Here is a 26,445-nt window from a genome sequence, read left to right as displayed (position 1 = left end):
CGACGGCCGTGCGCTCACCCCGGGACACTGTGCGGGTCAACACATCCGCAGTGGATCAGAGGTGGCGCTCATGACCGGAACACAGCTCGGCGAACAGCGGACGGCGGCGGGCTGGGCGCGGGCGATGCGGGTCGTCGCGACCGGGGAGGTGCTTCTCCTCCTTATGCAGGCGGCCACCGCGGGGCAGCTGCTCGAAGGGGTGGCGTCGGCGCGGACGTTGCACGGGGCCGGGGCGATCCCGGTGGCCGTGTTCGCGGTGGCCGAGCTGCTCGTCGCCGCGGTGGTGTGGCGGCGGGGGCGGCGTCCCGCGTGGCCGGTGTGGGCGAGCGGGATCCTGGTCGTGCTGGTCTTCGTGCAGGCGATGCTCGGCGGGATGGGCAACCGGGCGGTGCACGTGCCGCTCGGCGTCGGGGTGGTCGTGCTCTCCTCGGTGCTCGCCGCGTGGGCGTGGCGGGCGTCTACTGTGGACACACCCGGGCGGTGAACGGGTGCCGTCCCGGGCCTTCGGTCGTGGTGCCGCCGGGGAGGCGGATCTCGGCGCGGGTGCCGGGTGGGACGTCGACCGTGAGCCGCAGCTCGTCGCCGTCGAGGTGCCACGCGCTGCGGATCGGGCCGTACGGGCTGAGGTGTTCCGCCTCGGCCCGGCGCAGGCCGCCGCCCGGACACGGCTGGATGACGAACCGGCGGTACCCGGCCTCGTCCGGGCCGGGGTCCGCCGGGAGCCGGATGCCCGCGATGTGGGTGTACAGGAACGACATCGCCGCGCCCTTGCTGTAGTGGTTCAGCGAACCCCGCACCTCACCGCCGTCGACGGCGTCCCAGCGCTCCCAGAACGTCGTCGCGCCGCGGTCGAGCATCTCCAGCCACGACGGGATTCCCGTCGACAGGAGCACCCGGTACGCGACGTCGAGGTAGCCGTGGTCGGCCAGCGTGGGCAGCAGCAGGCCCGTGGTGAGGAACCCTGTGCCGACGTGGTCACCGGCCTCGGCGACCAGCGAGGCGAGCCGACCCGCCACGGCGTCGCGCAGCCGCGAAGGCACCAAGCCGAACGCGAGCGCCCGGACGTGGTTGCCTTGCGTGGACTCGCCGAGCGTGCCGAGGTACTCGCGCTGCCACGCGTCCCGGGCGCCGTCCGCGAGCCGCCCGAACCGGACGGCGTCCGCCGCGTGCTCGAGCAGCGCGGCGACGCGAGCGAGCACCCCGGCGGAACGGGCGAGGTAGGCCGTGGCGACGATGCCGTGGTCGGCCGTCGGGTCGGGGTGGGGCGGGACGCCGGGCTCGAGCCATTCGCCGAAGTGCCCGCCGGTGTCCCACAGGAACTCGTCGTGCGGGGCCGAGCGCACACGGTCCGGGTGACGGCGTTCGCGGGCGGCCGCGGCCGCGTACTCGACCCAGCGGACCATCGATTCGTATTGCCCGGCAAGGACTTCCCGGTCGCCGTACGCCCGCCAGAGCTCCCACGGCACGAGCACCGCCGCGTCGCCCCAGCCCGCGGACCCGGCCATCGCGTCCGGGAAGGCGTTGCCGGACGGGCCGTCGCCCGCGGGGTCGGGTGTGATCGTCGGGACGCGGCCGTCGGGCCATTGGTCGGCGGCCAGGTCCCGCAGCCACTTCCGGGAGAACCCGGCGACGTCGTGGGTGAGCGCGGCGGCGGCGACGTAGACCTGCCAGTCGCCGGTGAAGCCGGAGCGTTCCCGCTGCGGGCAGTCGGTCGGTACGTCGCAGGCGTTGCCGCGCAGGCTCCACACCGCGGCCCGGTGCAGGGCTTCGAGCCGCGCGTCGCCGCACGCGAACGTCCCGGCCACGGGCAGGTCCGTGTGGACGACCACGGCGGTCACGTCGGACGCGGCGAGCCCGCCGGGGAGCCCGTCGACCTGGACGTACCGGAAGCCGTGGGTGGTGTGCCGCGGCTCGAAGACGTCGCGGCCCGCGGAAACGACCGTGTCGACCTGCCCGGCGGGCAGGAGTTCCCCGCTCGCGAAGTCGAACGCCCGCAGGTGGTCGGTGGTGACGCGGCCGTCCGGGCCCAGGTGCTCGCCGTGGGTCAGCCGCAGCCGGGTGCCCGCCGGGCCGAGGTCGGCGAGCCGGACCCAGCCGTTGAGGTTCTGCCCGAAGTCCACGACCACACCGCCGGGGAACCGGGTGATCGACACCGGCGGGATCTCCTCGATCCGGCGGACCGGCGGCGCTTCCGTGAGCACCAGCTGTTCGGGGCCACCCTCGCGAACCCGCGCCGGGTCCCAGCCGGGCGCGTCCAAGCTCACCGAACCCGGTGCGGGGAGCCGGAAGTCGGTCGTCTGGCCGTCCATCAGGTCCGCGGTGATCCGGCTCGGCCGTGACCACCAGCCCGGGCCGGTGGTGACCGCGGTGGTGCCGTCGATCGCCAAGGTCAGCCACGCGGCGACGCGGTCACCGAAGCCGTCGGCCGCGCGCTCGAAGCCGTGGCGGCCGCGGAACCAGCCGTCGGACACCAGGAGTTCGACGGAGTTCACCCCCGGCCGCAACAGGGAGCCGACGTCGAAGGGCTCCACCTGGAGCCGCTTGCGGTAGGCGGTGAAGCCCGGTGTCAGTTCGAGGTCGCCGACGCGGGTGCCGTTGACGAACAGCTCGTAGATCCCGTGCGCGGTCGCCCAGGCCGTCGCGGTGCCGACCGGCCCGGCGAGCGTGAACTCGTGACGCAGCTGGTAAGCCGGGCGCTGGCCGGGTGGCGCGACGACCGGCTCGTGCGGCTCGACCCACGTCGCCGACGTCGTGGGCAGCGTGACGGCGGTCCACGGCGCGGGCTCCGACCAGTCGCTCTCCCCGAGGTCGGTCCAGACGCGGACCTGCCACGCCGTCGCCGGCCGCTCCGGCAGCTCGACGAGCACCGACCGGTCGCTCTCGCACCGGCCCGACGTCCAGTCCGGGCCGGTCAGCCGGACCTCGTACGCGTGCTGGACGGCCGCGCCGCCGGGCAGCCACCACGACAGCCGCGGTCGCGGTCCTGACGGCCGGCCCGGCGTGAGGTGGTCGAGCCGCAGCCGGGTGGGGGCGGTGCTCACGTCAGCCGGTAGAGGTCGTAGCGGACGGTGCCGGGTGTGCGTTCCGCCGACGCCACCAGGATCCCGGCGGACAGCCGTCGTTCGACCGCGCCGGAAAGCGTTACGGTGAGCCGGAACTCGTACCGGGACCGCTCGACGTGCTCGCCGCGGGCGAGCGCGGCCAGCACGTCGGGCGGCCCGCTCCGCACCCCGGTCGAAGTGATCGAAACGAGCCCGTCGGTGGTCTCGACGAGGTAGCGCGCCTCGACCAGCGTGGTGCCGTCGGGCAGGAGCCGTTGCCAGTCCGCGCTGACCGCCTGGATGCGGCCGGTGAGCCCGGGACCGGTGAAGCTCCCGCCCGTGATCGGGACGACCCGGCGGTGCCCTTCCAGGGTCTCGCCGACGTCGAGGACGTCGCCGAGCTCGACGATCGCGCTGCTGACGTACTCGAGAGCGGGTGGTTCGAACAGTGGCACTCAGCGGACCTTCCGGATCGGCAGGATCAGCACCGCGCCCAGCAGGCCGGCGATCGCGCCTGCGATGAACAGGGCGGGGAAGTTCTGCGGCACGGCGGCTGTCGCGCCGATGGCGAGGATCGCGGGCGCCAGCGCCGGCACGACCGACGTCGGCAGGTTGCCGGCCAGGTTCATCAGCCCGAGGTCCTTGGCCGTGTCGTCGGGGTTGGGGAGCACCTGCGTGATGAGGGCGATGTCGACGGCGAAGTAGACGCCCTGGCCCAGGCCGATCACGCCCATCGCGACCAGGAACAGGGGATAGGTGCTGGTGAACGTCGCGAGCAGCAGCCCGATCCCGAAGATCACGGCCGCGGTGACGACGAACGGCTTGCGGCGTCCGACGCGGTCGGAGATCTTGCCGGCCAAGGGAGCGAACAGCAGTGCCGCGCCGGTGAGCACGAGCGTGGACAGGAAGACCGCGTTCGCGATGCCGGCCGGCGGGATGTGGAAGACGTTCATCAGGTAGAAGGCCTGGTACGCCTGGATCGCGGCGACGCCGAAGAAGATCAGCAGCCGGCTCAGCCAGGTGAAGCCGAAGTTGGGGTGGCGCACGGGGTTCACCCAGAACGTGCGGGGCAGGTCGCGCCACGCGAACGCGGGCCGCTCCTCCGGGGAGAGCCGCCGGTCGCGCATCGTGAAGGTGAGCAGCAGCGTCCCGAGGACCGCGAGCCCGGCCGGCAGCAGGATCATCGCGGGCAGGTTCGGCGCGACCAGCTGCGCGATGAACAGGCCGATGACCGCGCCGACCGGGAGGCTCAGCCCGACCACGGCCGACGCCGGGCCGCGGCGATCCGGGGGCAGCTGGTCCGGGATGACCGAGGTGAACGCGACGGTGGCCGCGCTCGCGCCGACCGTCGTGCAGCTCGCCGCCAGCGTCAGCGCGAAGGTCGTCGAGCCCAGCTGCAGGCCGATCGCGCCGAACGTGAACAGAATGGCGCCGAGCAGGAGGAACGGCCGGCGCCGGCCGAACCGGCCCGTCGTCCGGTCGCTGAGCCTGCCGAAGACCGGGAACGCGATGAGCGAACACAGCGCGCTGATGCTGGTCACGATGGAGACCATCGTCGTGGCGCCCGCGGGGTCGAGCAGCGTCGCCTTGACCGACAGCGTCAGCACGGCCGGGACCAGGACCGCCATCCCCGCGCCGACCGCGGCGAAGGCGAAGAAGAAGAGGAACCCGCGCCGTGGCCCGGGAAACGTCGTGCCGGTGGTGGACTCTTGGCGGAAAGAAGTACTCATCGTTGGGCACCTTTCGCGTCTCGGTCGGCTGACCTGCGGGGAAGGATGAGCGCCCGGTGCGGTGTACCGTGAGGGGGATGCCAATCAATGGAACGTCGAGGTCGACATGACCGAGTCCGCGCGGGTGCGGGGCCGCCGTCCGGCCCACGGCGAACCGGTCGTCGACCGCGCGCTTTCCCTGCTCGCGTCGTTCGACGCCGAGCACCGCACCCTCACGCTCGCCGAGCTGAGCCGGCGGGCCGAGATCCCGCCGAGCTCGGCGTTGCGGCTAGCGAACCGCTTGGTGGACTGGGGCGCGCTGGAGCGCGACGACGCCGGCCGGTTCTGCGTCGGGCTCCGGCTGCTGGAGGTCGCTACGCTCGCCCCGCGCGGCCACGGGCTGCGGCAGGTGGCGCTGCCGTTCATGAACGACCTCGCCGAGGTGACGCACCAGCACGTCCAGCTGGCGGTGCGCGACGGAATGCAGGCGATGCTCGTCGAACGCCTGTCGGCCCACCAGGCGACCCCGGTGGACTACCGCATCGGCGGCCGGCTTCCGTTGCACTCCACCGGCGTCGGGCTCGCACTGCTGGCGTTCGCGCCGAAGGAGGTCCAGGAGGAGCTGCTGTCGAAGCCGGTCTACAGCGAGCCCGACAACCGCTTGATCCTCCCGGACGTCCTGCGCCGCACCCTGGCCGACGTCCGCCGCGAGCGGCTGGCCATCTTCCGGCGGGAAGACGAGCACGAGTCGATCGTCTCGGTGGCCGCGCCGGTGTTCGACCGGGAAGACGCCGTGGTGGGCGTGGTGGGCGTGCTGGTCCCGAAACGCGTCGCGCAGCCGCGTCGCCTGGGTCTGGCGGTGCAGACGACGGCGCGGGGCATTTCCCGCGAGCTGGGCGCGGCCCGGGTGCGCCTCTGAAGGCTGCCGGTTCTCGCGGCGCTGGTAAGTGACCGGAGTGCTCAGCTGCGCAGCTCGAGGTTGGCGGCGCGGGGCAGCTCCCGTGCGATCCCGGTGGCGCGTGGCTCGTCCCGAAACGCGTCGCGCAGCCGCGTCGCCTGGGTCTCGCGGTGCAGACGACAGCGCGGGGCATCTCCCGTGAACTGGGCGCAGCCCGGGTGCGCCTCTGACGCTTGCCATTGAATGGCAGGGCCGTAGGTGGGCCGGATCGCGCGCGGTCATTCTCGGCGCATGCTCCTTCTCCACGACGGCAACGGTGTCGCCTTCCGCGATCTCGACGGCGACGGGGTGATGGCCCCGTACGAAGACCCGCGGCGGCCGGCGGAGGAGCGCGTGCGGGACCTGCTGTCCCGGATGACGATCGCCGAGAAGGCCGGGCTGCTCTGCCACGCGCCGGTGTCCGTGACGGCCGACGGCGGCCTGGTCGACGCGCCTGCCGGGCTGCTGCCGACCGCGCCCACGACGTCGGTGCTGCGCGACGGGCACGTGCGCTGCCTGAGCCTGATGGCCCCGGTCGCCGCCGGGCCGCTCGCCCGCTGGCACAACCGCGTCCAGGACCTCGCGGCGCACAGCAGGCTCGGGATCCCGGTGCTGCTGTCGTCCGACCCGCGGCATTCGGCGAACGAGAATCCGCTGACTTCGGTGCCGTCCGGTGGCTGTTCGCGCTGGCCGGAACCGCTCGGGTTCGGCGCCCTGGACGACGAGGACCTGGTGCGCGAGTTCGCCGGGATCGTGCGGGCCGAGTACGCCGCGGTCGGGATCCGGCTGGCCCTGCACCCGATGGCCGACCTGGCCAGCGAGCCGCGCTGGGCCCGGACCTCCGGCACCTTCGGCGCCGACCCGGACGTGGTCGCGCGCCTGGCCGCGGCCTACGTCGAAGGCCTGCAGGGCCCGGCACTCGGCCCGGGCTCGGTGGCCGCGATGGTCAAGCACTGGCCCGGCGCGGGACCGCAGGCGGGCGGGCTCGACGCGCACTTCGCGTCCGGGCCGGACCAGGTCTACCCGGCCGGGCGGTACGAGCTGCACCGCGACCGGTTCCGCCCGGCGCTGCGGGCCGGCGCCGCCGCGGTGATGCCGTACTACGGCCGTCCGGTCGGCGTGCCGGGACTGCGTGAAGTCGGGTTCGCGTTCGACCCCGAGGTGGTGGCCGGCCAGCTGCGCCGCGACGAGGGCTTCGACGGCCTGGTGTGCACGGACTTCGGCCTGCTGACCGACAGCGTCCTGGCCGACGGGACCGTGTGGCCGGCCCGCGCCTGGGGTGTCGAGCACCTCGACCGGACCGAGCGCGCCCTGCTGTTGCTCGACGCCGGCGTCGACCAGTTCGGCGGCGAGTGGTGCCCCGAGGTGATCACCGGCCTGGTCGAGACGGGTCGGGTGAGCGAAGCGCGGCTCGACGAGTCCGCAGGCCGGGTGCTGGCGCTGATGGTCCACTTGGGACTGTTCGAAAACCCTTACGTGTCCGAAGAAAACGCGGTCGAAACGGTCGGTCGAGCGGACTTCGCCGCGGCCGGTACGGCGGCCCAGCGGCGGTCGATGGTCCTGCTCGACGAGGGAATCCTGCCGCTCGCCGAGGGCGTCCGGCTCTACGTCGAAGGCGTCGACCCGGCGGTCGCGGCGCGCTATGCGTCCCTTGTGGACACACCGGCGGACGCCGAGGTGGCGCTGGTCCGCATCGACGCCCCGTACGAGCCCGCGCGGCAGCTGCCCGAGGCGTTCTTCCACCAGGGCCGTCTCGACCTGCCGGACGACCGTCGCGATCAGCTGACCGCGCTCGCGGCGGCGGTGCCGACCGTCGTGGACGTCTTCCTCGAGCGCCCGGCGATCCTGCCGGAGGTCGCGTCGGCCGCGGCCGCGCTGCTCGGCGACTTCGGCGCCTCCGACGAAGCCGTGCTGGACGTCGTGTTCGGCCGCGCGCGGGCGGAGGGCCGGTTGCCGTTCGAGCTGCCCCGATCGATGGCCGCGGTCGAGGCACACCCCGAAGACCTGCCGGGTGGGACGGCCGACCCGCTCTTCGCACTCGGACATCCCCAGAAAGGCTGACCCGCATGCCGATCCACCCCGCCGTGGCCGCGAAACTCCCGCTGCTCGACGGCGTCCCGTCCTTCGAGGCGCTGGTCACCGATCCCGCGTTCCGCGACCGGATGATCCGGTTCATGACGCCGTCGGTGGGTGGCCCGCCGCCGGTCGTCGAGACCCGGGACGAGAAGGTGCCCGGTCCGCACGGGCCGGTGCCCGTCCGCGTCTACGCGCCCGGCGAGGGGCGGCCGTGCCTGGTGTGGCTGCACGGCGGCGCGTTCAAGATGGGCGACCTCGACATGCCGGAGGCGGACTGGGTGGCGCGCGAGATCGCCGTCCGGGCGGGCGCGACGGTGGTCAGCGTCGACTACCGGCTCGCCGTCCCGTACCCGGTCCCGCACGACGACGTCGTGGCCGCGGTCCGCTGGGCCCGCGACACGCTCGCGCCGGAGCGGATCGTGCTGGGCGGCGCCAGCGCGGGCGGCAACCTCGCGGCGGGCGCGGCCCTGCGCCTGCGCGACGCCGACGCCTGGCAGCCCGCGGCGCTGGCGCTGGTGTACCCGGTGCTGCACCCGGAACTCCCGCCGCCTGCGGCGTCCCTCACCCAGCTGATGACCGAAGTGCCGCCGCTCCTGCACTTCCCGCCGGCCGAGGTCCGCTCGATCACCGAGGCCTACCTCGGCGGCCCGGTGAGCAGCGCGGACGGCTACGCGATGCCGGGCCTGGCGGTGCTGGCGGACCTCAGCCCGACCCTGCTGCTGACCGCGGAGTACGACGACCTGCGTCCCTCGGGAGAGCGGTTCGCGGGAGCGCTGGCCGCGGCCGGAGTGGACGTGCACCACGTCCAGATCCGCTCGATGCTGCATGGCTTCCTGGGCCTGCCCTCGGCGATCGAGCCGGTGGACCGCGCACTGACGCTCATCGCGGGAACGCTCGCATAGCCCACCCCACTGCGCGACCCGCGAGCGCGCCGCCGCCCCAGCGCCCCGAAAAGCCGTGAAGGCCTCCTTACCGGCCATAAGAGCCGGTAAGGAGGCCTTCACGGACGAACCACGGGCGGGCGCTCAGCCGAGTGCGCGGAGGAACTGCACCGAGCGGTCGACGATCGCGCCGACGTCCCGGGCGTCCGTCCACATGTGACGGGCGCCTGGGACCAGGTCCAGCTCCACCGGGGCACCCGCCGCCCGCAACGCCGACGCCAGCCGCTCGCTCTGGGCCGGCGGGACGAGGTCGTCGGCGTCGCCGTGCATCAGCAGGATCGGCGGGGCGTTCCGGTGTGCGAAGGTGAGCGGGCTCGCCGCCCGTGCCCGCTCGGGATCCGCCGCCGGGTCCACACCGAGCAGTTCGGCCTCCCGGGAGACGTCGGCCGCGCCGTCGACGTCGCCGGGCAGGCCCAGCAGGTCGGTCGGCGGGTACCAGGCGACGACGCCGTCGACGTCACCGCCGTCCAGCGCCGCCAGCAGCGCGAGGTGGGCACCCGCCGACTCGCCCCACAGGAACGTCGCGGCACAGTCCACTTCGGACCGCAGCCAGGTGATCGCCGCGCGGACGTCGGCCAGCTGCGCGGGAAAGCGCGCCTCCCCGCTGAGCCGGTAGTCCGCCGCGGCGACCGCGAAACCGCGCTCCGCCAAGGTCGGGCACAGCGACGCGGGGATCGTCGTCCGCCGCGAGCCGCGCCGCCAGCCGCCGCCGTGCAGGTACACGATCGCCGGGTGCGGGCCGGGGCCGGCGGGCAGGTGCAGGTCCAGCTCCAGCGGCCGGAAGCCGAGGACTTCGCGGTAGACCGTCACGCGGCGGGCGCCTTGTGGAACCGGCCGCCTTGCATGATCGCCAAGAGATTGTCCTTGTCCTGCAGCACAGTCACGTCCGACGTCGGGTCGCCGCGCACCACCAGGATGTCGGCGAAGTAGTCCTCCGTCAACACGCCGACCGGCATGTCCAGCACCTGGCCGCCGTACTGCGTCGTGGCGCGCAGGGCCTCGGCGGGGGAGTAGCCGAACAGGCGCACGAACAGCTCCAGGTCCCGCGCGTTGCGCCCGATCGGGTTGTTCGGGAAGCCGTAGTCGCCGCCGGGCAGCACGCGCAGGCCGCGTTTGCGCAGCTCCGGGTAGAGCTGCTCCATCGCGGCGAGCGACTTCACCGAGCCCATCTTCTCCGCCAGGCCTGCGTCGATGCCGAACTCGGCGCCCTCGTGGACGTTCGCCCACATGATGCCGACGGCGGGGGACAGGAAGATCTCGTCCTTGTGCTCCTCCAGGAGGTCGATCGCCTCCTGGTCGGCGTACGAGCAGTGGTACACCGAGCGGAACCCGCTGCGCACCGCCAGCTTGATCGACTCGGGCGACTGCGCGTGGCAGTTGAGCCAGACGCCGGACTCGCGCGCCTGCTCGCCCGCCGCGGCGGCCTCTTCCGCGCTGTACTGGGTGACCATCGAGCCGCCTTCGAAGAAGACGTCGTCGTTGCTCATCAGCAGCTTGACGCTGTCGAAGCCGAGCGCGGCCTGCTCGCGGATGAACGCGCGGACCGCCTCGGGGCCGATCTCCTTGGGCGTCGGGCCGTTCGGGCCCAGCTGCACGGGGTTGTTGTCCCGTTCGAACGACGCCGCCCGCATCCGCGGGCCAGGGACCAGCCCGGCGGCGATCCGGTCGCGCAGCCGCACCTCGGTCGGCACCGGCGTCAGCGAGCCGGCGGAGTACGCGCTGGTGAAGCCGTGGTTCAGGAGGATCCGCGCGTTGCGCTCGGCGAGCGCGAGGTGCTCGTCGGGCGTCGGCAGGTGGTGGAAGAACGACACGTCCAGCGGCGGGTTGAACGACGGGTCGACGTGCCCTACGGCGGACGGGAACGTCAGGTGCGCGTGCGACTCCACCAGGCCCGGCATGACCGTCGCGCCCCGGCAGTCGACGACCCGGTCACCCGGCTCGGGTTCGACGCCGGTGCGGACGGACTCGATCCTGTCGCCGCGCACCACGACGTCACCCGGCACCGCCGGAGCGCCGGTCCCGTCGAACACCCGGCCACCGGTGAACACCACTCTGGGTTCGCTCATCTGCTCGTCCTCACTGACGAAGTCATGCACCGATCATGTTGTAACCGCCGTCGGCGACCATGAAGCTGCCGGTCATGTGGCTCGCGTCCGCGGTGGCCAGGAACAGCGCGGTCCCCGCGAGTTCCTCCGGCCGCGGGATGCGGCCGAGCGGGGTGTCGCCCCGCAGCTGCTCGCCGCGCCCGGACTTCCAGTCCTCGCGGCCCAGCGTCGCCTCGGTCTCGATGAAGCCCGGCGCGAACACGTTCACCCGCACGGTGGGCGCGAAGGCGCGCGCGTAGGACTTGGTCAGGCCGATGATCCCGTACTTGGCCGCCGCGTACTGCGGGGCGCGGGCGCTGCCGCGCGCGACGACCGTCGAGCCGATGTTGACGATCGCGCCGCCGCCCTGGGTGAGCATCCGGTCGCCGAACTCGTGGGTGCACAGCAGTGTGCCCTTGATGTCGACGGCCAGGACGTGGTCGATCGACTCCTCGGTGATGTCCCGCCACGACATCTGCTCGCGCGCGACGTCGCCGACGTTGTTGATCGCGACGTCGAGCCGGCCGAAGTGGCTCCAGACCTCGTCGGCCAGCCGGACGATCTGCGCGCGCTCGGCGATGTCGGCCTGCACGAGGAACGCCTTGCGCCCGGCCTCTTCGACGCGCTGGGCGGTGCGCTCGGCCCCGGCGCGGGAGCCGCGGTAGTGCACGGCGACGTCGGCGCCCTCCTGCGCGGCGCGGACGGCGATCTCCGCGCCGAAACCGGTACCCGCGCCGGTGACCAGGACGGTCTTGCCGGTGAACCGCTGGGGGAAGGTCACGAAAATGTCTCCTTCAGACGAGGGTGCGGCCGCCGTCGGCGTACAGGATGTGTCCCGTGACGAACGCCGAGCGGTCGGAGCAGAGGAACAGGACGGGGCCGACGAGGTCGTCGACGGTACCGAGACGCCCGGCCGGGACCAGCGACGTCAGGCCGTCGCGGACGCCGGGCTTCTCGAGGTGGTGGCGGGTCAGCCCGGTCTCGGTGTAGCCGGGCGCGACGGCGTTCACCGTGACGCCACTGGCCGCCCACTCCCGGGCCATCACCCTGGCGAGCTGGTTGACGCCACCCTTCGTGGCGGCGTACGGCGCGTGATGTGGGTGCGCGAGCAGCCCGGACACCGACGAGAGGTAGACGATCCGGCCGTGCCCGGCCGCCACCATCACCTCGCCCGCGGCCTTGCCGGTCCAGAACGCGCTGCCCAGGTTGAGCGTGACGATGTCGTCCCAGACCTCGTCCGGGGTCTCGAGCACCGGGCGCCGGTCGTTGACGCCGACGGCGTGCACGAAGACGTCGAGCCCGCCCAGCAGCTCGGTGGCGCGGGCGACGCAGTCGCGGCTGCCCTCGGCCGTGGTCAGGTCCGCCCGCAGCGTCTTGGTCCCGACGGCGGCCAGCCGCTCCTTGTCGATGTCGGCGACCACGACGTCGGCCCCCGCTTCGGCGAGCGCGGCGGCGACCCCACCGCCGATCCCGCCGGCGCCCGCCACCAGGGCCTTCCGCCCGCCCAGTCCGAGCCAGTCCACCCGCACGCTCCTTCACCGTTCTTGGTCCGCCCGACGCTAGGTCCGGAGCCCGGGCCGGGAAACGGCCGTGCCATTGGTTGGCAGATCCGGGCGCGCCGGCCGGGGGCGCTGGTGGGATGGCGGCATGAGCAGGTTGCCGCACCTCACCCCCGACGACCTGGACCCCGAGCAGCGGGCGCTGTACGACGAGATCACCGGCGGACCCCGTGCGGCCGGGCCGCAGCGGTTCTCCCTGAAGGACGACGAAGGACGGCTCGCCGGTCCGTTCAACGCGATGCTCGTCGCGCCCCCGGCCGGGCAGGCGCTGCAGGCGCTCGGCGCCGCGATCCGGTACGAAACGACGTTGAGCGACCGCGTCCGGGAGCTGGCGATCCTCGCCGTCGCGGCCCGCTGGGCCAGCGCGTTCGAGCAGCACGCCCACGAGCCGCACGCGCTCGCCGCGGGGCTCACCGGGGCGCAGGTCGAGGCCGTCCGCGCGGGTGCGATCCCGGACCTGGCCGACGAGACCGAGCGGGCCGCGCTGCGGTTCGTGTCCGCGCTCCTGCGCGAGGAGGACGTCGACGACGTGACCTACGCCGAGGTCGTGCCAATCATTGGCAACCGGATGGCCGTCGAGCTGACGACTTTGGTGGGCTACTACGCGACGCTGGCCCTCCAGCTGCGTGTGTTCCGCGTGGCCGACCCCGCAGGAAGTGGACTCCGATGAAGCTCGTCACCTTCAACGACAACCAGGTCGGGCGCATCGCCGACGACCAGGTGCTGGAACTCGACACCGCCTCGACGCGCGAGTTCTTCGAACGCGACCGGGACGTGCCCGAAACCGGCCGCCGCTACCCGCTGGCCGACGTGCGCCTGCGCGCGCCGATCGTGCCGAAGAAGTTCTTCCACACCGCCGGGAACTTCCGCGAGCACCACGAGGACCTCGTCCGGGTGAACTGGTCGCACCCGGTCAACAAGGGCATCGTCTTCTTCCAGAACGTCGACGCGATCATCGGCCCGGAGGAGCCGATCGTGTACCCGTCGCACCTGACGTCCGAACTGGACTACGAGCTGGAACTGGCGATCGTGCTCGGCAAGCCGGGCAAGTTCTTCACCGCCGAGCAGGCGGCCGAGCACATCGGCGGCTACCTCGTCTTCAACGACATCACCGCGCGCGACATCCAGCGCCGCGAGATGGAATCCGGCGTCTTCTCGTTCTCCAAGGCCATCGAGACGTTCTGCCCGATCGGCCCGTACATCGTGACCGCGGACGAGATCGAGGACCCGCACAACCTGGACATGGAGCTGCGCGTCAACGGCCAGGTCCGGCAGAAGTCCAACACCGGGCGGATGTCCGTGTCGATCCCGCAGCTCATCGCGTACCACTCGCCGCAGACCTACAGCGCGGGCGACCTCATCACCACCGGCACGGTCGCCGGCGTCGCGGCCAGCACCGAAGACCCGTTCGCGAACTACCTCAAGCCCGGCGACGTCGTCGAGGCCGAGATCGAGGGCATCGGGATACTGCGCAACCCGGTCGTGTCCTGGCAGGACGCCCACGGCACCCCGCCGCCGGCCGCGGACCAGTGGGTCTGATGCGCTTGTCCACAGTGGACCACCGCGCGGTCCTGGTGGCCGGCGACGGTGTCATCGACGTCGCCGGCGCCAGCGACGGCCGGTTCGGTCCTGACCCGATGGCCGTCCTCGAAGAGTGGACGGCGTTCCGGGTGTGGGCGGCGAACGCGGCGCTGCCCGCGGCGGAGCCCCTGGCCGGCCGCGCGCTCGACGCGCCCGTGCCGCGGCCGCGCCAGGTCTTCGCGATCGCCCTCAACTACCCGCCGCACGCCGCCGAGGCGGGCTACCAGCCGCCCGCCGATCCGCTGGTGTTCACCAAGTTCCCGAGCTGCATCACGGGCCCGGACACCACGGTGGAGCTGCCCGGCGACCGCGTCGACTGGGAGGTCGAGCTGGTCGCGGTGATCGGCGTCGGCGGCCACCGGATCCCCGCCGGGGACGCGTGGCACCACGTCGCCGGGCTGACCGTCGGGCAGGACCTGTCCGAGCGCGGCGTCCAGCTGCTCGGCACGCCGCCGCAGTTCTCGCTCGGCAAGTCGTTCCCGGGCTTCGGCCCGACCGGCCCGGCCCTGGTGACGCCGGACGAGTTCGCCGACCCCGGCGACCTCCGGCTGGTCACCGAGCTGAACGGCACGGTCGTCCAGAAGGCGCGGACCGGTGAGATGATCTTCGACGTGCCGGAGCTGATCGCGCGGCTGTCGGCGATCTGCCCGCTGCTGCCGGGCGACCTCGTCTTCACCGGAACCCCGGCGGGCGTGGGCAACCGGATGAGCCCGCCGCGCTACCTCGGGCCGGACGACGTGCTCGTCAGCCGGATCGAGGGGATCGGGGAGCTGCGCACCAGCTTCCGGGCCGCCTGACACCACACCCGGCCGAGGCTTCGGTGATCACCCGGCGTGACCGGCCGCGGCAGGTCGCGCCGGGCGTCGCCGTCGCCGGGCCGGACGGCGCCGCGATCGGGCGGCGGTCCGCGAGGCCGCTAGTCCTGGTCGCCGGCCGCCTTGGCGCGGTCGTGGGCCCAGCCCGCCAGGACGACGCCGATCGCCGTCACGACCAGGTAGCAGACCAGCGTCCCCGCGAACCCCGCGTCGAGCCGGCCGAGCAGGCCGAGGTTCCCGTGGTCGATCAGCAGCCGGATCGCGCCCTGCGCGCCGGCCACCAGCAGCACCATCCCCAGCACCTGCAGCACCCCGAACTTCATGCTGTCCCCTCCCGTTGTTGATACGACTGCATCATAACCAGGAGTGACCAGCGCGCTCAACCCCCGGCGGCGCGGTAGCGTGTCCGGCGTGGCGGGGAGCCGGATCACGGTGCGGGTGGGCGAGCGGCAGCTGACGCTCTCGAACCTCGAAAAGGTGCTCTACCCGAAGACCGGGTTCACCAAGGGCGAGGTGCTCGACTACTACACGCGGATCGCCCCCGTGCTGCTGCCGCACATCCACGACCGGGCGATGACCTTCGTGCGCTTCCCCGACGGCGTCACCGGCGGTTCGTTCTTCGAGAAGAACGGCTCCCGGCACGCCCCGGAGTGGGTCCGCACCGCGAGCCTCACCGTCGCCGGCCACGGCAAGGAACCCGAGATCGTCAACTACCCGCTGATCAACGACCTGCCCGAGCTCGTCTGGGCGGCCAACCTCGCCGCGCTCGAACTGCACGTCCACCAGTGGACCGTCGTGGACGGCGACGAGCGGAGCCTGCCGGACCGGCTGGTGTTCGACCTCGACCCGGGCCCCGGCGCGACCGTCGTCGACTGCTGCCGGGTCGCCGAGCGGCTCTACGACGTGCTCGCCGACGACGGCTTCAGCCCGGTCGCGAAGACCAGCGGCTCCAAGGGCATGCAGCTCTACGCGGGCGTGGTGACCTCCGACGCCGGGGAGACGTCGCAGTACGCGAAGGCGCTGGCCGAGCGGCTGGCCGCCGAGACCCCGGACCTGGTCGTCGCGCGGATGACGAAGACCCTGCGCCCGGGCAAGATCTTCATCGACTGGAGCCAGAACAACCCGTTCAAGACCACGGTGGCGCCGTACTCGCTGCGTGGGCGCGACGAGCCGACGGTGTCCACTCCGGTCACCTGGGACGAGGTCCGCGCCTGCCGGCACGTCACGCACCTGCGGTTCACCGCGGACGAGGTCCTGGAGCGCGTCGACGAACTCGGCGACCTCTTCGCGGACGTCGAGCGGACACGCGTGCCGATTCCGACATTCGGCTGAATTTCGGAAAACGCAATTCCCCGCCGATTCGCCTCCGGTTCTCGCGGTGGCCGCCGGGATGGCGCGAAGAATTGCCGGATGAGAACGCTGACCAGCACTATTTGATCGTCCACAACGGACCCGTGCACGTGCAGACGGGCGTGTCGGTGCACGACCCATCGGCCGGGCGGTTCCCGTTGTGCGCCAAGGTGGACGGACTCGGTACGGTCTACGCGTAAACCGTCAGCATGAGCCGCCGGAGCCGGTCATGAGAATCCAGAAACCACCGCGGCTTTCGCGGGCATTCGGCCGCAGTTCGCCGGGCGCGTTGTGCGAGCCGTTCGCGGTCACCACGGTGCTCGAAGGCGCCCGGAGCACGGTCGTCACCGTGGCCGGTGACATTGATCTCGCCACCGTCGGAATTCTTGTCGAATGTGGGGAAACCGCGATTCGCGCGGGTGGCGTGCTCGTGCTCGACCTCGGCCAGGTGCGGTTCTGCTCCGAGGTCGGCCTGCGCGCGTTGCACCGGCTGCAGGGCGCGGCCGAGGAAGCGGCCGTCCCGGTCGCCTGGGTGGTGCGGACCCCGCGGCTGTGGCGGTTGCTGCGAGGAGCCGGTGCCACCGGCTTCTCCTGCTACCGGGACCGCGCCGACGCGCTCGCCGCCGTCGGCTGATCCCGGCACGACCGGCCGGGCAGGGCGCCCGGCCGGCTTCGGAGGAGGGAAAGGAAACGGGTGTCCGGCCTGATCGACGCCGATCTCGAGTTCTGGTTCCAGCGCGGCTTGCGCGCCTACCTCGGCGAGGTGGCCCGGGCACTGGGCTTCGGCCTCGAGTCGTGCACCGTGGACGTCGACGTCCCGGTGTCGGCCTACCTCGCCGTCGACTGGCGGCTGCGGCGCTTCCCCGAGCGCGACGTCGCCCTGCTGTGGGACGAGGTGCACGGCTGGGCGGTCGCGGTCGAGGCGGCGTGCGGGGAGGAGATGATCGTGCTGGCCTACCTGGGCGGGGCCGACATCCTGCCGGACCCCCGGGTGATCGTCCGGTTCCTGGCCGCGTTGCGCGCCGGTGACCTGGCCCCGGACGGGCTGGGTTCGCCGGTACTGCGCCGCGCCGGGAGCCACCAGGATCTCCTGCCGCTGCTGCCGACGGGGTAGGCACGCGGGGCCCCATCCTCCACACTGGACGGCATGGTGGGGACGAGCACGGTGCCGGACGCGGTGGCGCCGATGCTGGCCGTCGACGGGCCGCTCCCGGACGACGACCAGCACGGCTACGAGTGGAAGTGGGACGGGTTCCGCGGGTGCGTGCGCGTCGCGGGCACCGGCGAAACCCGGATCACCAGCCGCAGCGGCAGCGACCACACGGCCCGGTACCCGGAGCTGGGCGACGTCTTCGGACCCGCGCTCGGCGGCCGGGCCGCCGTGCTGGACGGCGAGGTCGTCGCGCTGAACCCGGCCGGGCGGCCGGAGTTCGAGCTGATGCAGCGGCGCGCCATGTACGAGCCGACGCCGAAGCTGCGCGCGGAGGTCCCGGTCGTCTACTTCGCCTTCGACCTGCTGTGGCTCGACGGCGAGTCGCTGCTGAACCTGCCGTACGCGCAGCGGCGCGAGCTGCTGGCCGGACTGCTCCAGCCGGCGGACGGCCGGATCGTCGTGCCGCCCTGGTACACGCGCGCCGACATCGCGCCGGCGCAGCTGCTGGCGACCGCGGCCGAGCACGGCATCGAGGGCGTCGTCGCGAAGCGCCTGGACGCGCCGTACCTGCCCGGCGCGCGGTCGCCGGTGTGGACCAAGCGCGCGCTGACCCACACGGCCGAGGTGGTCGTCGGCGGCTGGCGGCCCGGTGCCGGCCGCCGCGCGGGCACCCTGGGCGCGCTCCTGCTGGGCGCCTACGACGACGAAGGCGCGCTGGTCTACCTCGGCGACGTCGGCACCGGCTTCTCCGACGACGCGCTCGAGCACCTCAGCGGGGTGCTCGCGTCGCTGGCCCGCCCGGCGAGCCCGTTCGACACGGAGGTCCCGCGCGACCGCGCCCGCGGCGCCCGGTGGGTCGAGCCCTCGCTGGTCGGCGAGGTCGTCTACCGGCGGTTCACCCCGGACCGGCGGCTGCGGCACACGTCGTGGCGCGGCCTGCGCCCGGACCGGACGCCGGCCGAGATCGGGCTGCCCCCGTTGTGAAGTAGCGGAAACTGTCGGTGCCGCGTGGTTGCATGGACACCATGACGACCTCGGTCCTGCACGCCCCACCCACGCGCATCCACCGCCCGGACGTCCCGGTCATGGAGCAGACCACCGCCGACGAACTGCCGAGCATCCAGGAACTCTGGCCGGCGTTCGAGCGGCTCGTCGGGCTGCGCGGCCGCAAGATGTACGGGCGGGCCGACGTCAAAGCGGGCACCTACACCGCTTGCACGCCGATCAAGGAGGAAGACCGGCCGGCGGAACTCGGGCTGGCGACCGGGATCCTGCCCGGTGGTTGGTACCTGCGCGGGAACCTGACCGGTGAGCCGCCGGGCATCTTCGAGAAGATCGGCGCCGGGATGGCGGAGCTCGAGGGCGCCGGACCGATCGACGACAGCCGTCCGCTCGTCGAGTTCTACCGCCGGTACGACGCCATCGAGCTGTGGGTCCCGGTGTTCCCGGCATGAGCTCGCCGGTGCGGCTGGTCGAGATCACCGACGCCAACCGGGATGCCGTGTGCGCGTTGCACGTGCACCCCGGCCAGCAGCGGTTCGTCGCGTCGGTGGCGCGGTCCCTGGAGGACGCGGCGACGACGCCGGAGGGCGAGCCCTGGTACCGGGCCGTCTACGCGGGCGATGAGCCGGTCGGGTTCGTCATGCTCAGCTGGGACGTGCCGCCCGGGCGCCCGGGCGTGCTCGGGCCGTACTTCCTGTGGCGGCTGCTGATCGACGCGCGGCACCAGGGGCACGGCTACGGCCGTGCGGTGCTCACGCTCGTCACCGGCCTCGTGCGCGCGGACGGCGGTACCGAGCTGCTCACCAGTCACCAGCCGGACGAAGACGGGCCCGGGCCGTTCTACCGGAAGTTCGGCTTCCGGCCGACCGGCGAGATCGACGACGGGGAGGTGGTCCTGCGGCTCACACTGTGAATCACATCAGCAGGAAGGCCACGTACACCCCGCCGCCGGCGGCGGCCAGGCCGATGAGGAAACCCACCCACCGCGGGATGTCGTAGTCCTCCAGCAGGCATTCGCGCACGATCGCGACGAGGAGGCCGATCGAGGCGAACACGATGATGCCGACGTCGTTGCCGACGGTGTTGCGCAGGTCCACGACGGTGCCGTTCTTGCGCACGGACACGATGTCGTTCGTCGTCCGCGACACCTGCACCACGACCAGCGTGCCCGGTTCGGTGTCGAGGGCCTGCTGTTCGTCGCCGAACTCGAAGTCCCCGGTCGCGCTGCGGACGGTGATGAAGTAGGTCGTGTACCCGGTCGAGTCCTGGGACGACTGGTGGTACACGTCCCGGTGCCCGACGACCGTGCCCTCGATGCTGTAGGTCGGCGCGTCTCGCACGTCGAGGTCGTGCACGGCGTAGGTCAGGAAACCGGCCGGGAGACCGAACCAGAAGAGGGTGCCGAACAGGCGCAGCACGAGCATCGCCCAAGCGTGCTCGCGCACGGCGTCCGGGGGGAGGGGACAACGGCCCTCAAGGGGTGATTACGGTCACGTCGATCGCTGTCACACGGACGCGGCGGCGGGGGTCGAGCAGGTGACGGACCCGAACCGCGGGGCCGGAAACCCTTGAGGAGCCCCGATGTCCACCGCTCACCTGATCGTCAGCATCGCCGGTGCCGCCATGGCCGGGTTCTCGGCCTTCTCGGTCTTCACCCACGCGAAGTGGGTCGTGGAGCCGCTCGCCGAGTACGGCGTGCCCCGCTCGTGGTGGCCGTGGCTCGGCACGGCCAAGGCCGCCGGCGCGGCCGGGTTGATCGCGGGCCTGGTCGTCCCGGCGATCGGCGTCGCCGCCGGGATCGGCCTGGTGCTCTACTTCACCGGCGCCCTCATCACGGTCGCGCGGGCGAAGTCGTACGCGCACCTGGCTTTCCCGCTGGTGTACGTGGCGCCCGTCGTCGCTTCGCTGGCGCTGGCGTCCTGATCAGCGGCGCTGCTGGCGCTGGGTGCTGATCAGTGGCGCGCGAGCCACGCGAGGGCGTCGGCGGCGTGGTCGAGCACCGAGAGGTGCCCGTCGGCCGGGTGCGGCCGGAACTGCGCGGTGGGGCAGTGCGCGGCGAGCCACGCGCCGTGCGACGCGGGGATCAGCCGGTCGCGGCCGCCGTGCACCAGCAGCAGGGGAGCGGTGATCAGCGCCGGATCGCAGCCCCACGGGGTGACGTAGGCGAGATCGTCGTCGATCAGGGCGCCCGGCCCGGCCGCCAGCGCCGGCCCGACGACGTCGTTCAGCCACGACTGCGAACCGTTGAGCGCGGCCATGTCCGCGTCGGTGAAGACATCGGGATCGAACTCGGCGGCGGCCTCGTACTTCTCCTTGGCCACACGACCTTCGGCCGCGGCGCGCAGAGAAGCTTCGCTCGCCGGGGCCATGCCGCCGAACCAGTCGAGCCCCGCGGCGTCGAAGGGCGCCATGGCGGAAATGCTCACGACGGCGAGGACCCGCGCCGGCAGCAGCGCCCCGCAGGCGAGGGCGTGCGCCCCGCCGCCGGAGTGCCCTGCGACGGCGAATTCGTCGATACCGAGCGCGTCGACGACGGCGGCGGTGCACGCGGCGGCGTTGGCGACGTCCCGCCCGGGAAGGGGCGTGGAGCCGCCGTAGCCGGGCCGGTCGTAGGACACCCACCGGACGTCGTGGCGCGCCCGGACGAGCGGCGGGGGCGGGGTGCCGACGTTGGGCGTCCCGTGGTGCCAGACCACGGTGAGCGGCGCGGGCGTCCCGGTGTCGTAGACGTGCAGGGTCCGCCCATCGAGCAGCACCAGGTCGGTCTCGGTCACCATCCCCCGAGCCTAGCGGCGGCCCTCTCGGTGGGGGGTCGTGAGTGTTTAGGAGGGTTAGAACCCTCCTAAACACTCACGAGGGCGCTCCGTCAGCGGGCCAGCCGTTCCGCCAGCCAGGCCAGCGAAAGCGGGTAACGGTAGTCGATCGCGGCGTGGCCGGCGTCGAACAGCTCGAAGTGCACCCGCTCGTCCGGGACGCCCGCCTTCGTGAGCTGGTCCCGGAACGCCTGCGCCCCGACGTCGAGGTAGTACTCGTCGCGCGTGCCCGCGTCGATCCAGACCGCGCGCAGGGACCGGAGCGCCTCGGCGTGGCCGGGTGCCATCCGGACCGGGTCCCAGTCCAGCCAGCGCTGCCACGTCTCCGGGCGCAGCACGCCCGTCGCGGGGTCGAACGGCAGCTCCGGGCGGCCATCTTCGCCCGGCGAGAAGCAGGCGGAGACGCCGATCAGCTGCAGCAGGTTCGCGTCCTCCGGCTTGGTGAACGCCGGGCGCGCGCGGAAGTCCGCCCACCACGCCTGGATGTCCTGGTCGTAGCCGCGCAGGGCGCGGACGGCGTCGCCGAAGTCGGGGACGTAGCAGAGTTCGTACAGCGTGTCGCCCGCGTGGGTGGCCAGCGCGCCGAACAGGTCCGGGCGCAGCATCGGCGTGATCATCGCGCCGAACCCGCCCGACGACTTGCCCGTGATCGCACGGGATTCGCGGTCCGGGATGGTGCGGTAGTGCTCGTCGACCCACGGCACGATCTCGTCGCACAGGTACGAGTGGTACCGCCCGGTGCCGGGCGAGTCGACGAACTGCGAGCCCCCGTAAGCGGTCCACGCGTCGACGTACACCACGACGCAGCCCGGCGTCCCGGCGGCGAAGACCGCGTCGGCCGTCTCGGGGAACGGCTGCCGGAACGCCGTGCGGTTGGCCCACATCGCCAGGTGCCCGGTGTAGCCCTGGATCACGTACACCGCCGGGTAGCGTTCGGCGGAGTCGTCGTAGCCCGGTGGGACGTACACCCACAGCGGCCGCTCGTGCGGGTCGCCGAGCGGATTGCCGCGCAGCAGCGCGGAGTTCACGGTGTGCCGGTCGAGCCGGCCGGCGAGGTCGCCGTCCCAGGGCAGCATGGCGCCAGTCAACCACGCGCGCCGACCACTTGCAGGGGCTAAGCGATAGCTCTTTTCCTCGCGTAGCGTTGAGCCGCTCCGCTCCGACGTCCGTGTCAAGGGCACGGTGGTGGAGAGGGAATGCGGGGACGATCATGAAACATCCGGGACCGTTGTTCACCCTGCTCGCGGGCGTCGCGCTCGCCGGCGGGATCGGGATGGCCAATCTGGCGACGGGGACCGGCGCGCCGCCGGCCGCCGGCGCCGCGAACGCCGCGGGCGCGCCGCCCACGACACAGCAGACACAGACGACACAGCCGCCGACGACCCAGCCGGCCAAGACGGTCGACGCGCCCGCGCGGGCCGACTACGCCGGGCACGTCGACGGCGGCGGCGCGTCGGTCGCCGTGTCGGTCCGCGACGGCCACGCGATCGCCTACGTCTGCGACGGCAAGAAGGTCGAGGCCTGGCTGCAGGGCGTGACCGTCGGCGGGAAGCTGGACCTCAAGGGCACCAAGGGCGCGAACCTCGCCGGCAGCTACGACGCCGCGGCGGTGACCGGCTCGGTCACGGCGGGCGGCAAGACGTGGACGTTCACCGCGGGCCCGGCCAAGAAACCCGCCGGGCTCTACCGCGCGACGCCGAAGGTCAAGGGCAAGGGCGCGAAGGTCGGCTGGATCGTCCAGGCCGACGGCAGCCAGGTCGGCATCCTCACCACGGACGACGACCAGCAGTCGATCGCCGCGCCGGCCCTCGACCCGGCGGCCGGGTCCGCGACGGTCGACGGCGCGCCGGTGACCGCCGAGGCGATCAGCGGGATCGCGGGTGGGTTCTGATGACCGCGCCCGCGAGGAACAACCGCGCCGGGGCCGCGCTCCTCGTGCCGCTGGCGATCGGCGCCGTCGTCGCGGTGGCGCTCGGCGTCTACGGCAACCTGCACACACCCACCGGCGTGGCCATCAACGTCGCGGGCTTCTCGAGCCCGCAGGCGGTGAAGGCGTGGCTCGCCACGGTCGTCGTCGTGCTGGCCATCGTGCAGCTGGTCACGGCGCTGGTGTTGTACGGCAAGCTCGTGAGTAATGCGCCCGCGTGGGCCGGGCCGGTGCACCGCTGGTCAGGGCGCCTGGCGTTCCTCGTGTCGATCCCGGTGGCGTTGCACTGCCTGTACGCGCTCGGGTTCCAGTCGTTCGACACCCGCGTGCTGCTGCACTCCCTGCTGGGCTGCTTCTTCTACGGCATCTTCGTCGTGAAGATGTTGCTGCTGCGCAAGGACGGCGCGCCCGGCTGGTCGCTCCCGGTCGTCGGCGGGCTGGTCTTCACCGCGCTGGTCGGGCTCTGGCTGAGCGCGTCACTGTGGTTCTTCACCCAATCCGGCTTGACCTTCTAGGGGGACGATCGTGCGCGAAGAGGAAACGCTGGCCCGCCGGACGGCGCTCGCGGTGCTGGGCGCCGGCTTGGTGGCCGGCTGCAGCACCTACGGCGGCGGCACGAACGGGACGTCCGCGCCGGCACCCGCCGCGGGCAGCGGCACCGAGCTGGGCGCGGCGGGCGACGTCCCGGTCGGCGGCGGAAAGGTGTTCGCCGACAAGCAGGTGGTGGTGACGCAGCCAGCGGCGGGGACGTTCGCCGCGTTCTCGGCGATCTGCACCCACCAGGGCTGCGCGGTCGACGCCGTCGCGGACGGCACCATCAACTGCCCCTGCCACGGCAGCAAGTTCAAGATCGCCGACGGCTCGGTCGCGGCGGGCCCGGCGAACCAGCCCCTGGAGAGGAAGACGGTGACGGTCACCGGCGGCAAGATCACGCTGGCCTGATCTCGCCAGGCAGGCTTCTGCGGACCGGCCACGATGGGGATCAGGCGCTCGGCTTCACTTGCACGCGTCGGTCCGGCCGGCTCCGTAGGCGGCCTGCGCCTTGGTGTAGCCCTCACCGGCAGACGACGAGAGCTGCTGCTTCAGGCCTGAGCAGGAGAACGACGTGAAGCTCAGGTAGCTCTCGGCCGACTTGACGGCCTGCGCGTTCCAGTCGACCGACAGGCTGTCCACGGCTTCGGTGGCCACGGCTTTCGGAAACCCTTCACCAGCGTCCGACGACAGCTGCCGGATCAGGCCGTTGCGTGAGAACGCGCTGAAACCGAGGTAACTCTGCGCCTTGTCGCGGGCCATCTCCACCTGCGGCGAGAACTGTGCGGCCGCCTCCACCGTGCTCGTTTCGTCGTTGTGGCTCGGGCTGGTCGGCGACGGCGTGCTGGGCGGGTAGGTGGCCGGCTGGGTAGTGGCAGGCTGGCTGGTGGTCGGCTGGTCGGTGGCCGCGGTGGGCTGTTCGGTCGGCGCGGACGCGCGAGTCGTCGGGCTGTTGCACGCCGTGGCGATCACGAGCAGGGCGATGCCGATGCCGACGCCGATAACGATCTTCTTCATGGTGGTTCGCTCTTTCCGAGTTGTCGTCCCCCGGGCGGTGCAGGCGCAGCGGGGGGCGGAAGATCAGCGATGCTTCACGGCGCCGCCCGGCCATCCGGCGGTGGTCCGGAGCGACCGGCGGTGGTGGCGACGGTGTTGTCGATAAGGTCGAAAACGGCGTCCACTGTGTTACTCCTGCGTGGACTGGAGTTGTCCGTGCCGCCGCCTTGCTGCGGACCCTAGGCGTAGGCCTTCGCGATCGTCATCTGCCGCAGCGGTGGGGCCTGGTCCGCGGCCTGGACCGTCCACAAGGGATTCGCCGGGTCCGGGTCGCCGTAGAGGAACGTCTTGGCGCTGCAGGCGAACCGGGCGTTCAGGCCGGCCACCGGGGGCGCGCCGCCGGTGACGCCGAGGCACTGCAGGCCGCCGTCCAGGGCGAGGAGGAACGGGTTCGCCGTGCCGTCGCCCTGGGGCGGTGCCGGCAGGGTCCCGGTGTAGGTCAGCAACACGGCTTTCGTCGCCGTGGACGGGCAGACGACCTGGTGCCGCGCGTTCGGCGCGGTGGCGGCGAAACACGGGTCGTACACCTTGTCCTTGACCGCGCAGCGGTAGGCGTCGTGCCGGCCGGACACCGTCGACGCCGCCGAGCAGGTGCCGGTCGCGGCCGTCGTGCGGATGCCCGCGGCGACGCGCGTGCCGGTCCACGGCCGGTATGCGACGGTCTGGGTGAACCGCTCGGTGCCGCTGCCCACGGTCAGCGGCACCGCGAAGGCGGGGCCTTTCGCGGCGTCGGCGAGCCAGCCGGTCACCGGGCCGATCCCGGCGGCCAGGAAGCTGTGCAACGCGCCCGCGTCCGCCGTGCCGCGCGGTGTCAACGCGGCCCAGACCTCCGCCGCGACCTGGGCGAACGGCCGGTCGGCGGCGTAGTGCGCGGCGCCGGCGTCCGCCGCGCAGGCCAGCACGCCGGGGTCCTGCTCGAGCTCGCCCGGCCGGGCGAGCGCCATGCCGAACAGCGCCGCCGCGCGGTGGGCCGTCCACGCCAGGGCCAGCCCGAGGTACGGGCCGGGGTCGGCCTGGCCGCGGATGCTCGCGGGCAGCCGCTCGACCGGGACGTCGTAGGTGACGCCGGCGCCGGGCCAGAGCAGGTCGCGCAGCCGGGGCTGCGGGAACAGCTGGACGGTCGCGGTGCTCGGCGCGGCGGTGCGGGCGCTCGGTGCCGGCCAGCCCGGCGGCAGGACGATCCGGTAGGGCACCCGCGCGTTCGACGTCAGGGTGACGCTCGCGCCGCTGCCGTCCTCGGTCACGCACGCCCCGACCGGTGCCCGCGCGTCGGCCGGCCCGCCGAGTTCCACCGTGACGCCGGCCGTGCTCGCCGCACGCCCGAGGCACGTCGGCGGCGGATCGGCCGCCGCCTGGGCGACGTCGCGGCCCAGCGCGGCGAAGTCGAGCAGGCCACCCCAGAACGCGCCCTCGGGGGCCAGGTCGGCGACGATCCGGCGGGTCGTGGCGTCGTAGGAGGCGAGCGCGAGGCGCGTCCCGTTCGCGGTGACGACGACCGGCGCGAACCCGGACGGCGGCGCGGTGGGCACCGCGATCCGCACCTGGACCGGGAGCCGCGGCGGCGCGCCGGCGTCGAAGGTCAGCTCGGCGCCGCCGCCGGTCCGGCGGGCCACCGGCGTCAGGGCGCCCGGCTCCGGCGCGGCGTGCGCGGCAAGCCGGGTGCCGGCCAGGACGGCGTCCGGGGGCACGACGACCTCGACGTCGCCGACGGTCAGCGTCGCGCCGGCCGCTCCGGACACCGCGGCCGCGTCCCCGGCGCCGGCCAGCCGTTGCTGCACCAGCACCCCGGCGGCCCCCAGCAGCAGCACGACCACGGCCGCCGCCAGGGCGAGCCGGGCCGGCCCGTGGTCCGTGGCCATCCGCACCTCCC

30 protein-coding genes are annotated in these 26,445 nt (G+C 73.0%); 17 read left to right on the top strand and 13 right to left on the bottom strand.

Annotated features, from left to right (window positions below):
* The first annotated feature begins 70 nt into the window (after nucleotides 1-70).
* Nucleotides 71-484, top strand: coding sequence for a hypothetical protein (locus OG439_RS18345; protein ID WP_326950567.1), 414 nt, complete (start codon nucleotides 71-73; stop codon nucleotides 482-484).
* Here the strand turns inward: OG439_RS18345 and OG439_RS18340 are convergent.
* The 3 genes from OG439_RS18340 to OG439_RS18330 are packed head-to-tail and all read right to left on the bottom strand — an operon-like array spanning nucleotide 459 to nucleotide 4,771.
* Nucleotides 459-3,041 (bottom strand): family 78 glycoside hydrolase catalytic domain, encoded by a 2,583-nt coding sequence (locus tag OG439_RS18340; protein WP_326950566.1) that lies wholly within the window; start codon nucleotides 3,039-3,041, stop codon nucleotides 459-461. The two genes, OG439_RS18345 and OG439_RS18340, sit on opposite strands and share 26 nt — an antisense overlap.
* Nucleotides 3,038-3,496 carry a DUF3237 family protein gene (locus OG439_RS18335; RefSeq protein ID WP_326950565.1) on the bottom strand — a complete coding sequence of 153 codons (459 nt, stop codon included), beginning with the start codon at nucleotides 3,494-3,496 and terminating at the stop codon, nucleotides 3,038-3,040. Before OG439_RS18335 ends, OG439_RS18340 begins: the two co-directional genes overlap by 4 nt.
* Nucleotides 3,497-4,771, bottom strand: a complete 1,275-nt coding sequence (locus OG439_RS18330; RefSeq protein WP_326950564.1) for an MFS transporter — start codon at nucleotides 4,769-4,771, stop codon at nucleotides 3,497-3,499.
* Nucleotides 4,772-4,877: 106 nt separating this feature from the next.
* On the opposite strand from OG439_RS18330, the gene OG439_RS18325 reads away from it, so the two are divergent.
* From OG439_RS18325 to OG439_RS18315, 3 genes are all read left to right on the top strand, one after another.
* Nucleotides 4,878-5,669 carry an IclR family transcriptional regulator gene (locus OG439_RS18325; protein ID WP_247052805.1) on the top strand — a complete coding sequence of 264 codons (792 nt, stop codon included), beginning with the start codon at nucleotides 4,878-4,880 and terminating at the stop codon, nucleotides 5,667-5,669.
* A 270-nt stretch (nucleotides 5,670-5,939) separates the two neighbouring features.
* Nucleotides 5,940-7,748 carry a glycoside hydrolase family 3 protein gene (locus OG439_RS18320; protein ID WP_326950563.1) on the top strand — a complete coding sequence of 603 codons (1,809 nt, stop codon included), beginning with the start codon at nucleotides 5,940-5,942 and terminating at the stop codon, nucleotides 7,746-7,748.
* Nucleotides 7,749-7,753: 5 nt separating this feature from the next.
* Nucleotides 7,754-8,665: an alpha/beta hydrolase fold domain-containing protein gene (locus OG439_RS18315; protein WP_326950562.1), complete on the top strand. Its 912-nt coding sequence runs from the start codon at nucleotides 7,754-7,756 to the stop codon at nucleotides 8,663-8,665.
* 123 nt (nucleotides 8,666-8,788) lie between these two features.
* On the opposite strand, the gene OG439_RS18310 is transcribed toward OG439_RS18315, so the two are convergent.
* From OG439_RS18310 to OG439_RS18295, 4 genes are read right to left on the bottom strand one after another with little or no spacing between them, the layout of a single operon-like run.
* A complete protein-coding gene (locus OG439_RS18310; RefSeq protein WP_326950561.1) occupies nucleotides 8,789-9,514 on the bottom strand; it encodes an alpha/beta hydrolase fold domain-containing protein in 726 nt (241 codons plus the stop codon).
* On the bottom strand, nucleotides 9,511-10,770 hold the full coding sequence (locus OG439_RS18305) for an amidohydrolase family protein (RefSeq protein WP_326950560.1): 1,260 nt from the start codon (nucleotides 10,768-10,770) through the stop codon (nucleotides 9,511-9,513). The genes OG439_RS18310 and OG439_RS18305 overlap by 4 nt, the downstream gene beginning before the upstream one ends.
* A 22-nt stretch (nucleotides 10,771-10,792) precedes the next feature.
* Nucleotides 10,793-11,569 carry an SDR family NAD(P)-dependent oxidoreductase gene (locus OG439_RS18300; protein ID WP_326950559.1) on the bottom strand — a complete coding sequence of 259 codons (777 nt, stop codon included), beginning with the start codon at nucleotides 11,567-11,569 and terminating at the stop codon, nucleotides 10,793-10,795.
* Between the two features lie 13 nt (nucleotides 11,570-11,582).
* Nucleotides 11,583-12,311: an SDR family NAD(P)-dependent oxidoreductase gene (locus OG439_RS18295; RefSeq protein WP_326950558.1), complete on the bottom strand. Its 729-nt coding sequence runs from the start codon at nucleotides 12,309-12,311 to the stop codon at nucleotides 11,583-11,585.
* 124 nt (nucleotides 12,312-12,435) lie between these two features.
* Between OG439_RS18295 and OG439_RS18290 the strand changes: the two genes are divergently transcribed.
* From OG439_RS18290 to OG439_RS18280, 3 genes are read left to right on the top strand one after another with little or no spacing between them, the layout of a single operon-like run.
* Nucleotides 12,436-13,017, top strand: coding sequence for a carboxymuconolactone decarboxylase family protein (locus OG439_RS18290; protein ID WP_326950557.1), 582 nt, complete (start codon nucleotides 12,436-12,438; stop codon nucleotides 13,015-13,017).
* Nucleotides 13,014-13,886: a fumarylacetoacetate hydrolase family protein gene (locus OG439_RS18285; RefSeq protein WP_326950556.1), complete on the top strand. Its 873-nt coding sequence runs from the start codon at nucleotides 13,014-13,016 to the stop codon at nucleotides 13,884-13,886. The genes OG439_RS18290 and OG439_RS18285 overlap by 4 nt, the downstream gene beginning before the upstream one ends.
* Entirely contained in the window at nucleotides 13,886-14,725 is an 840-nt protein-coding gene (locus OG439_RS18280; RefSeq protein ID WP_326950555.1) for a fumarylacetoacetate hydrolase family protein, read from the top strand. Before OG439_RS18285 ends, OG439_RS18280 begins: the two co-directional genes overlap by 1 nt.
* 119 nt (nucleotides 14,726-14,844) lie before the next feature.
* Here the strand turns inward: OG439_RS18280 and OG439_RS18275 are convergent, their stop codons facing one another.
* Nucleotides 14,845-15,066 carry a hypothetical protein gene (locus OG439_RS18275; RefSeq protein WP_326950554.1) on the bottom strand — a complete coding sequence of 74 codons (222 nt, stop codon included), beginning with the start codon at nucleotides 15,064-15,066 and terminating at the stop codon, nucleotides 14,845-14,847.
* Between the two features lie 88 nt (nucleotides 15,067-15,154).
* Between OG439_RS18275 and ligD (OG439_RS18270) the strand changes: the two genes are divergently transcribed.
* From ligD (OG439_RS18270) to OG439_RS18245, 6 genes are all read left to right on the top strand, one after another.
* Nucleotides 15,155-16,075: a non-homologous end-joining DNA ligase gene (gene ligD, locus OG439_RS18270; protein WP_326950553.1), complete on the top strand. Its 921-nt coding sequence runs from the start codon at nucleotides 15,155-15,157 to the stop codon at nucleotides 16,073-16,075.
* A gap of 247 nt (nucleotides 16,076-16,322) precedes the next feature.
* Nucleotides 16,323-16,727: an STAS domain-containing protein gene (locus OG439_RS18265; RefSeq protein WP_326950552.1), complete on the top strand. Its 405-nt coding sequence runs from the start codon at nucleotides 16,323-16,325 to the stop codon at nucleotides 16,725-16,727.
* Between the two features lie 60 nt (nucleotides 16,728-16,787).
* Nucleotides 16,788-17,207 (top strand): DUF6292 family protein, encoded by a 420-nt coding sequence (locus tag OG439_RS18260; protein ID WP_247052783.1) that lies wholly within the window; start codon nucleotides 16,788-16,790, stop codon nucleotides 17,205-17,207.
* Nucleotides 17,208-17,240: 33 nt separating this feature from the next.
* Nucleotides 17,241-18,230 carry a non-homologous end-joining DNA ligase gene (gene ligD, locus OG439_RS18255; protein ID WP_326950551.1) on the top strand — a complete coding sequence of 330 codons (990 nt, stop codon included), beginning with the start codon at nucleotides 17,241-17,243 and terminating at the stop codon, nucleotides 18,228-18,230.
* Between the two features lie 41 nt (nucleotides 18,231-18,271).
* Nucleotides 18,272-18,700, top strand: a complete 429-nt coding sequence (locus OG439_RS18250; RefSeq protein WP_247052781.1) for a GyrI-like domain-containing protein — start codon at nucleotides 18,272-18,274, stop codon at nucleotides 18,698-18,700.
* A complete protein-coding gene (locus OG439_RS18245) occupies nucleotides 18,697-19,161 on the top strand; it encodes a GNAT family N-acetyltransferase (protein WP_326950550.1) in 465 nt (154 codons plus the stop codon). Before OG439_RS18250 ends, OG439_RS18245 begins: the two co-directional genes overlap by 4 nt.
* 1 nt (nucleotide 19,162) lies before the next feature.
* Here the strand turns inward: OG439_RS18245 and OG439_RS18240 are convergent, their stop codons facing one another.
* Complete coding sequence (locus OG439_RS18240; RefSeq protein WP_326950549.1) at nucleotides 19,163-19,672, bottom strand: hypothetical protein; 510 nt, start codon at nucleotides 19,670-19,672, stop codon at nucleotides 19,163-19,165.
* 157 nt (nucleotides 19,673-19,829) lie between these two features.
* On the opposite strand from OG439_RS18240, the gene OG439_RS18235 reads away from it, so the two are divergent.
* Nucleotides 19,830-20,171, top strand: coding sequence for a DoxX family protein (locus OG439_RS18235; protein ID WP_326950548.1), 342 nt, complete (start codon nucleotides 19,830-19,832; stop codon nucleotides 20,169-20,171).
* Nucleotides 20,172-20,200: 29 nt separating this feature from the next.
* Here OG439_RS18235 and OG439_RS18230 read toward each other — a convergent pair whose 3' ends face one another.
* Entirely contained in the window at nucleotides 20,201-21,025 is an 825-nt protein-coding gene (locus OG439_RS18230; RefSeq protein ID WP_326950547.1) for an alpha/beta fold hydrolase, read from the bottom strand.
* An 89-nt stretch (nucleotides 21,026-21,114) separates the two neighbouring features.
* On the bottom strand, nucleotides 21,115-22,137 hold the full coding sequence (locus OG439_RS18225) for an alpha/beta hydrolase (protein WP_326950546.1): 1,023 nt from the start codon (nucleotides 22,135-22,137) through the stop codon (nucleotides 21,115-21,117).
* A gap of 134 nt (nucleotides 22,138-22,271) precedes the next feature.
* Between OG439_RS18225 and OG439_RS18220 the strand changes: the two genes are divergently transcribed.
* Genes OG439_RS18220 through OG439_RS18210 form a run of 3 tightly spaced genes read left to right on the top strand, consistent with a single transcriptional unit; the run spans nucleotide 22,272 to nucleotide 23,930 of the window.
* Complete coding sequence (locus OG439_RS18220) at nucleotides 22,272-22,952, top strand: hypothetical protein (RefSeq protein WP_326950545.1); 681 nt, start codon at nucleotides 22,272-22,274, stop codon at nucleotides 22,950-22,952.
* The gene (locus OG439_RS18215; protein ID WP_326950544.1) at nucleotides 22,952-23,503 is read left to right on the top strand and encodes a DUF6529 family protein; all 552 of its coding nucleotides are present in this window, start codon (nucleotides 22,952-22,954) and stop codon (nucleotides 23,501-23,503) included. The genes OG439_RS18220 and OG439_RS18215 overlap by 1 nt, the downstream gene beginning before the upstream one ends.
* A gap of 10 nt (nucleotides 23,504-23,513) precedes the next feature.
* Nucleotides 23,514-23,930 carry a Rieske (2Fe-2S) protein gene (locus OG439_RS18210; RefSeq protein WP_326950543.1) on the top strand — a complete coding sequence of 139 codons (417 nt, stop codon included), beginning with the start codon at nucleotides 23,514-23,516 and terminating at the stop codon, nucleotides 23,928-23,930.
* A gap of 54 nt (nucleotides 23,931-23,984) precedes the next feature.
* On the opposite strand, the gene OG439_RS18205 is transcribed toward OG439_RS18210, so the two are convergent.
* The gene (locus OG439_RS18205) at nucleotides 23,985-24,536 is read right to left on the bottom strand and encodes an Ltp family lipoprotein (protein WP_326950542.1); all 552 of its coding nucleotides are present in this window, start codon (nucleotides 24,534-24,536) and stop codon (nucleotides 23,985-23,987) included.
* A 218-nt stretch (nucleotides 24,537-24,754) separates the two neighbouring features.
* Complete coding sequence (locus OG439_RS18200) at nucleotides 24,755-26,434, bottom strand: hypothetical protein (protein WP_326950541.1); 1,680 nt, start codon at nucleotides 26,432-26,434, stop codon at nucleotides 24,755-24,757.
* Between the last annotated feature and the right edge of the window lie 11 nt (nucleotides 26,435-26,445).

The sequence above is a fragment of the Amycolatopsis sp. NBC_01307 genome, from assembly GCF_035975215.1.
Lineage (GTDB): Bacteria > Actinomycetota > Actinomycetes > Mycobacteriales > Pseudonocardiaceae > Amycolatopsis.
The sequence above is the reverse complement of the archived record's forward strand: the minus strand, read 5'-3'. Positions and strand labels throughout refer to the sequence as shown.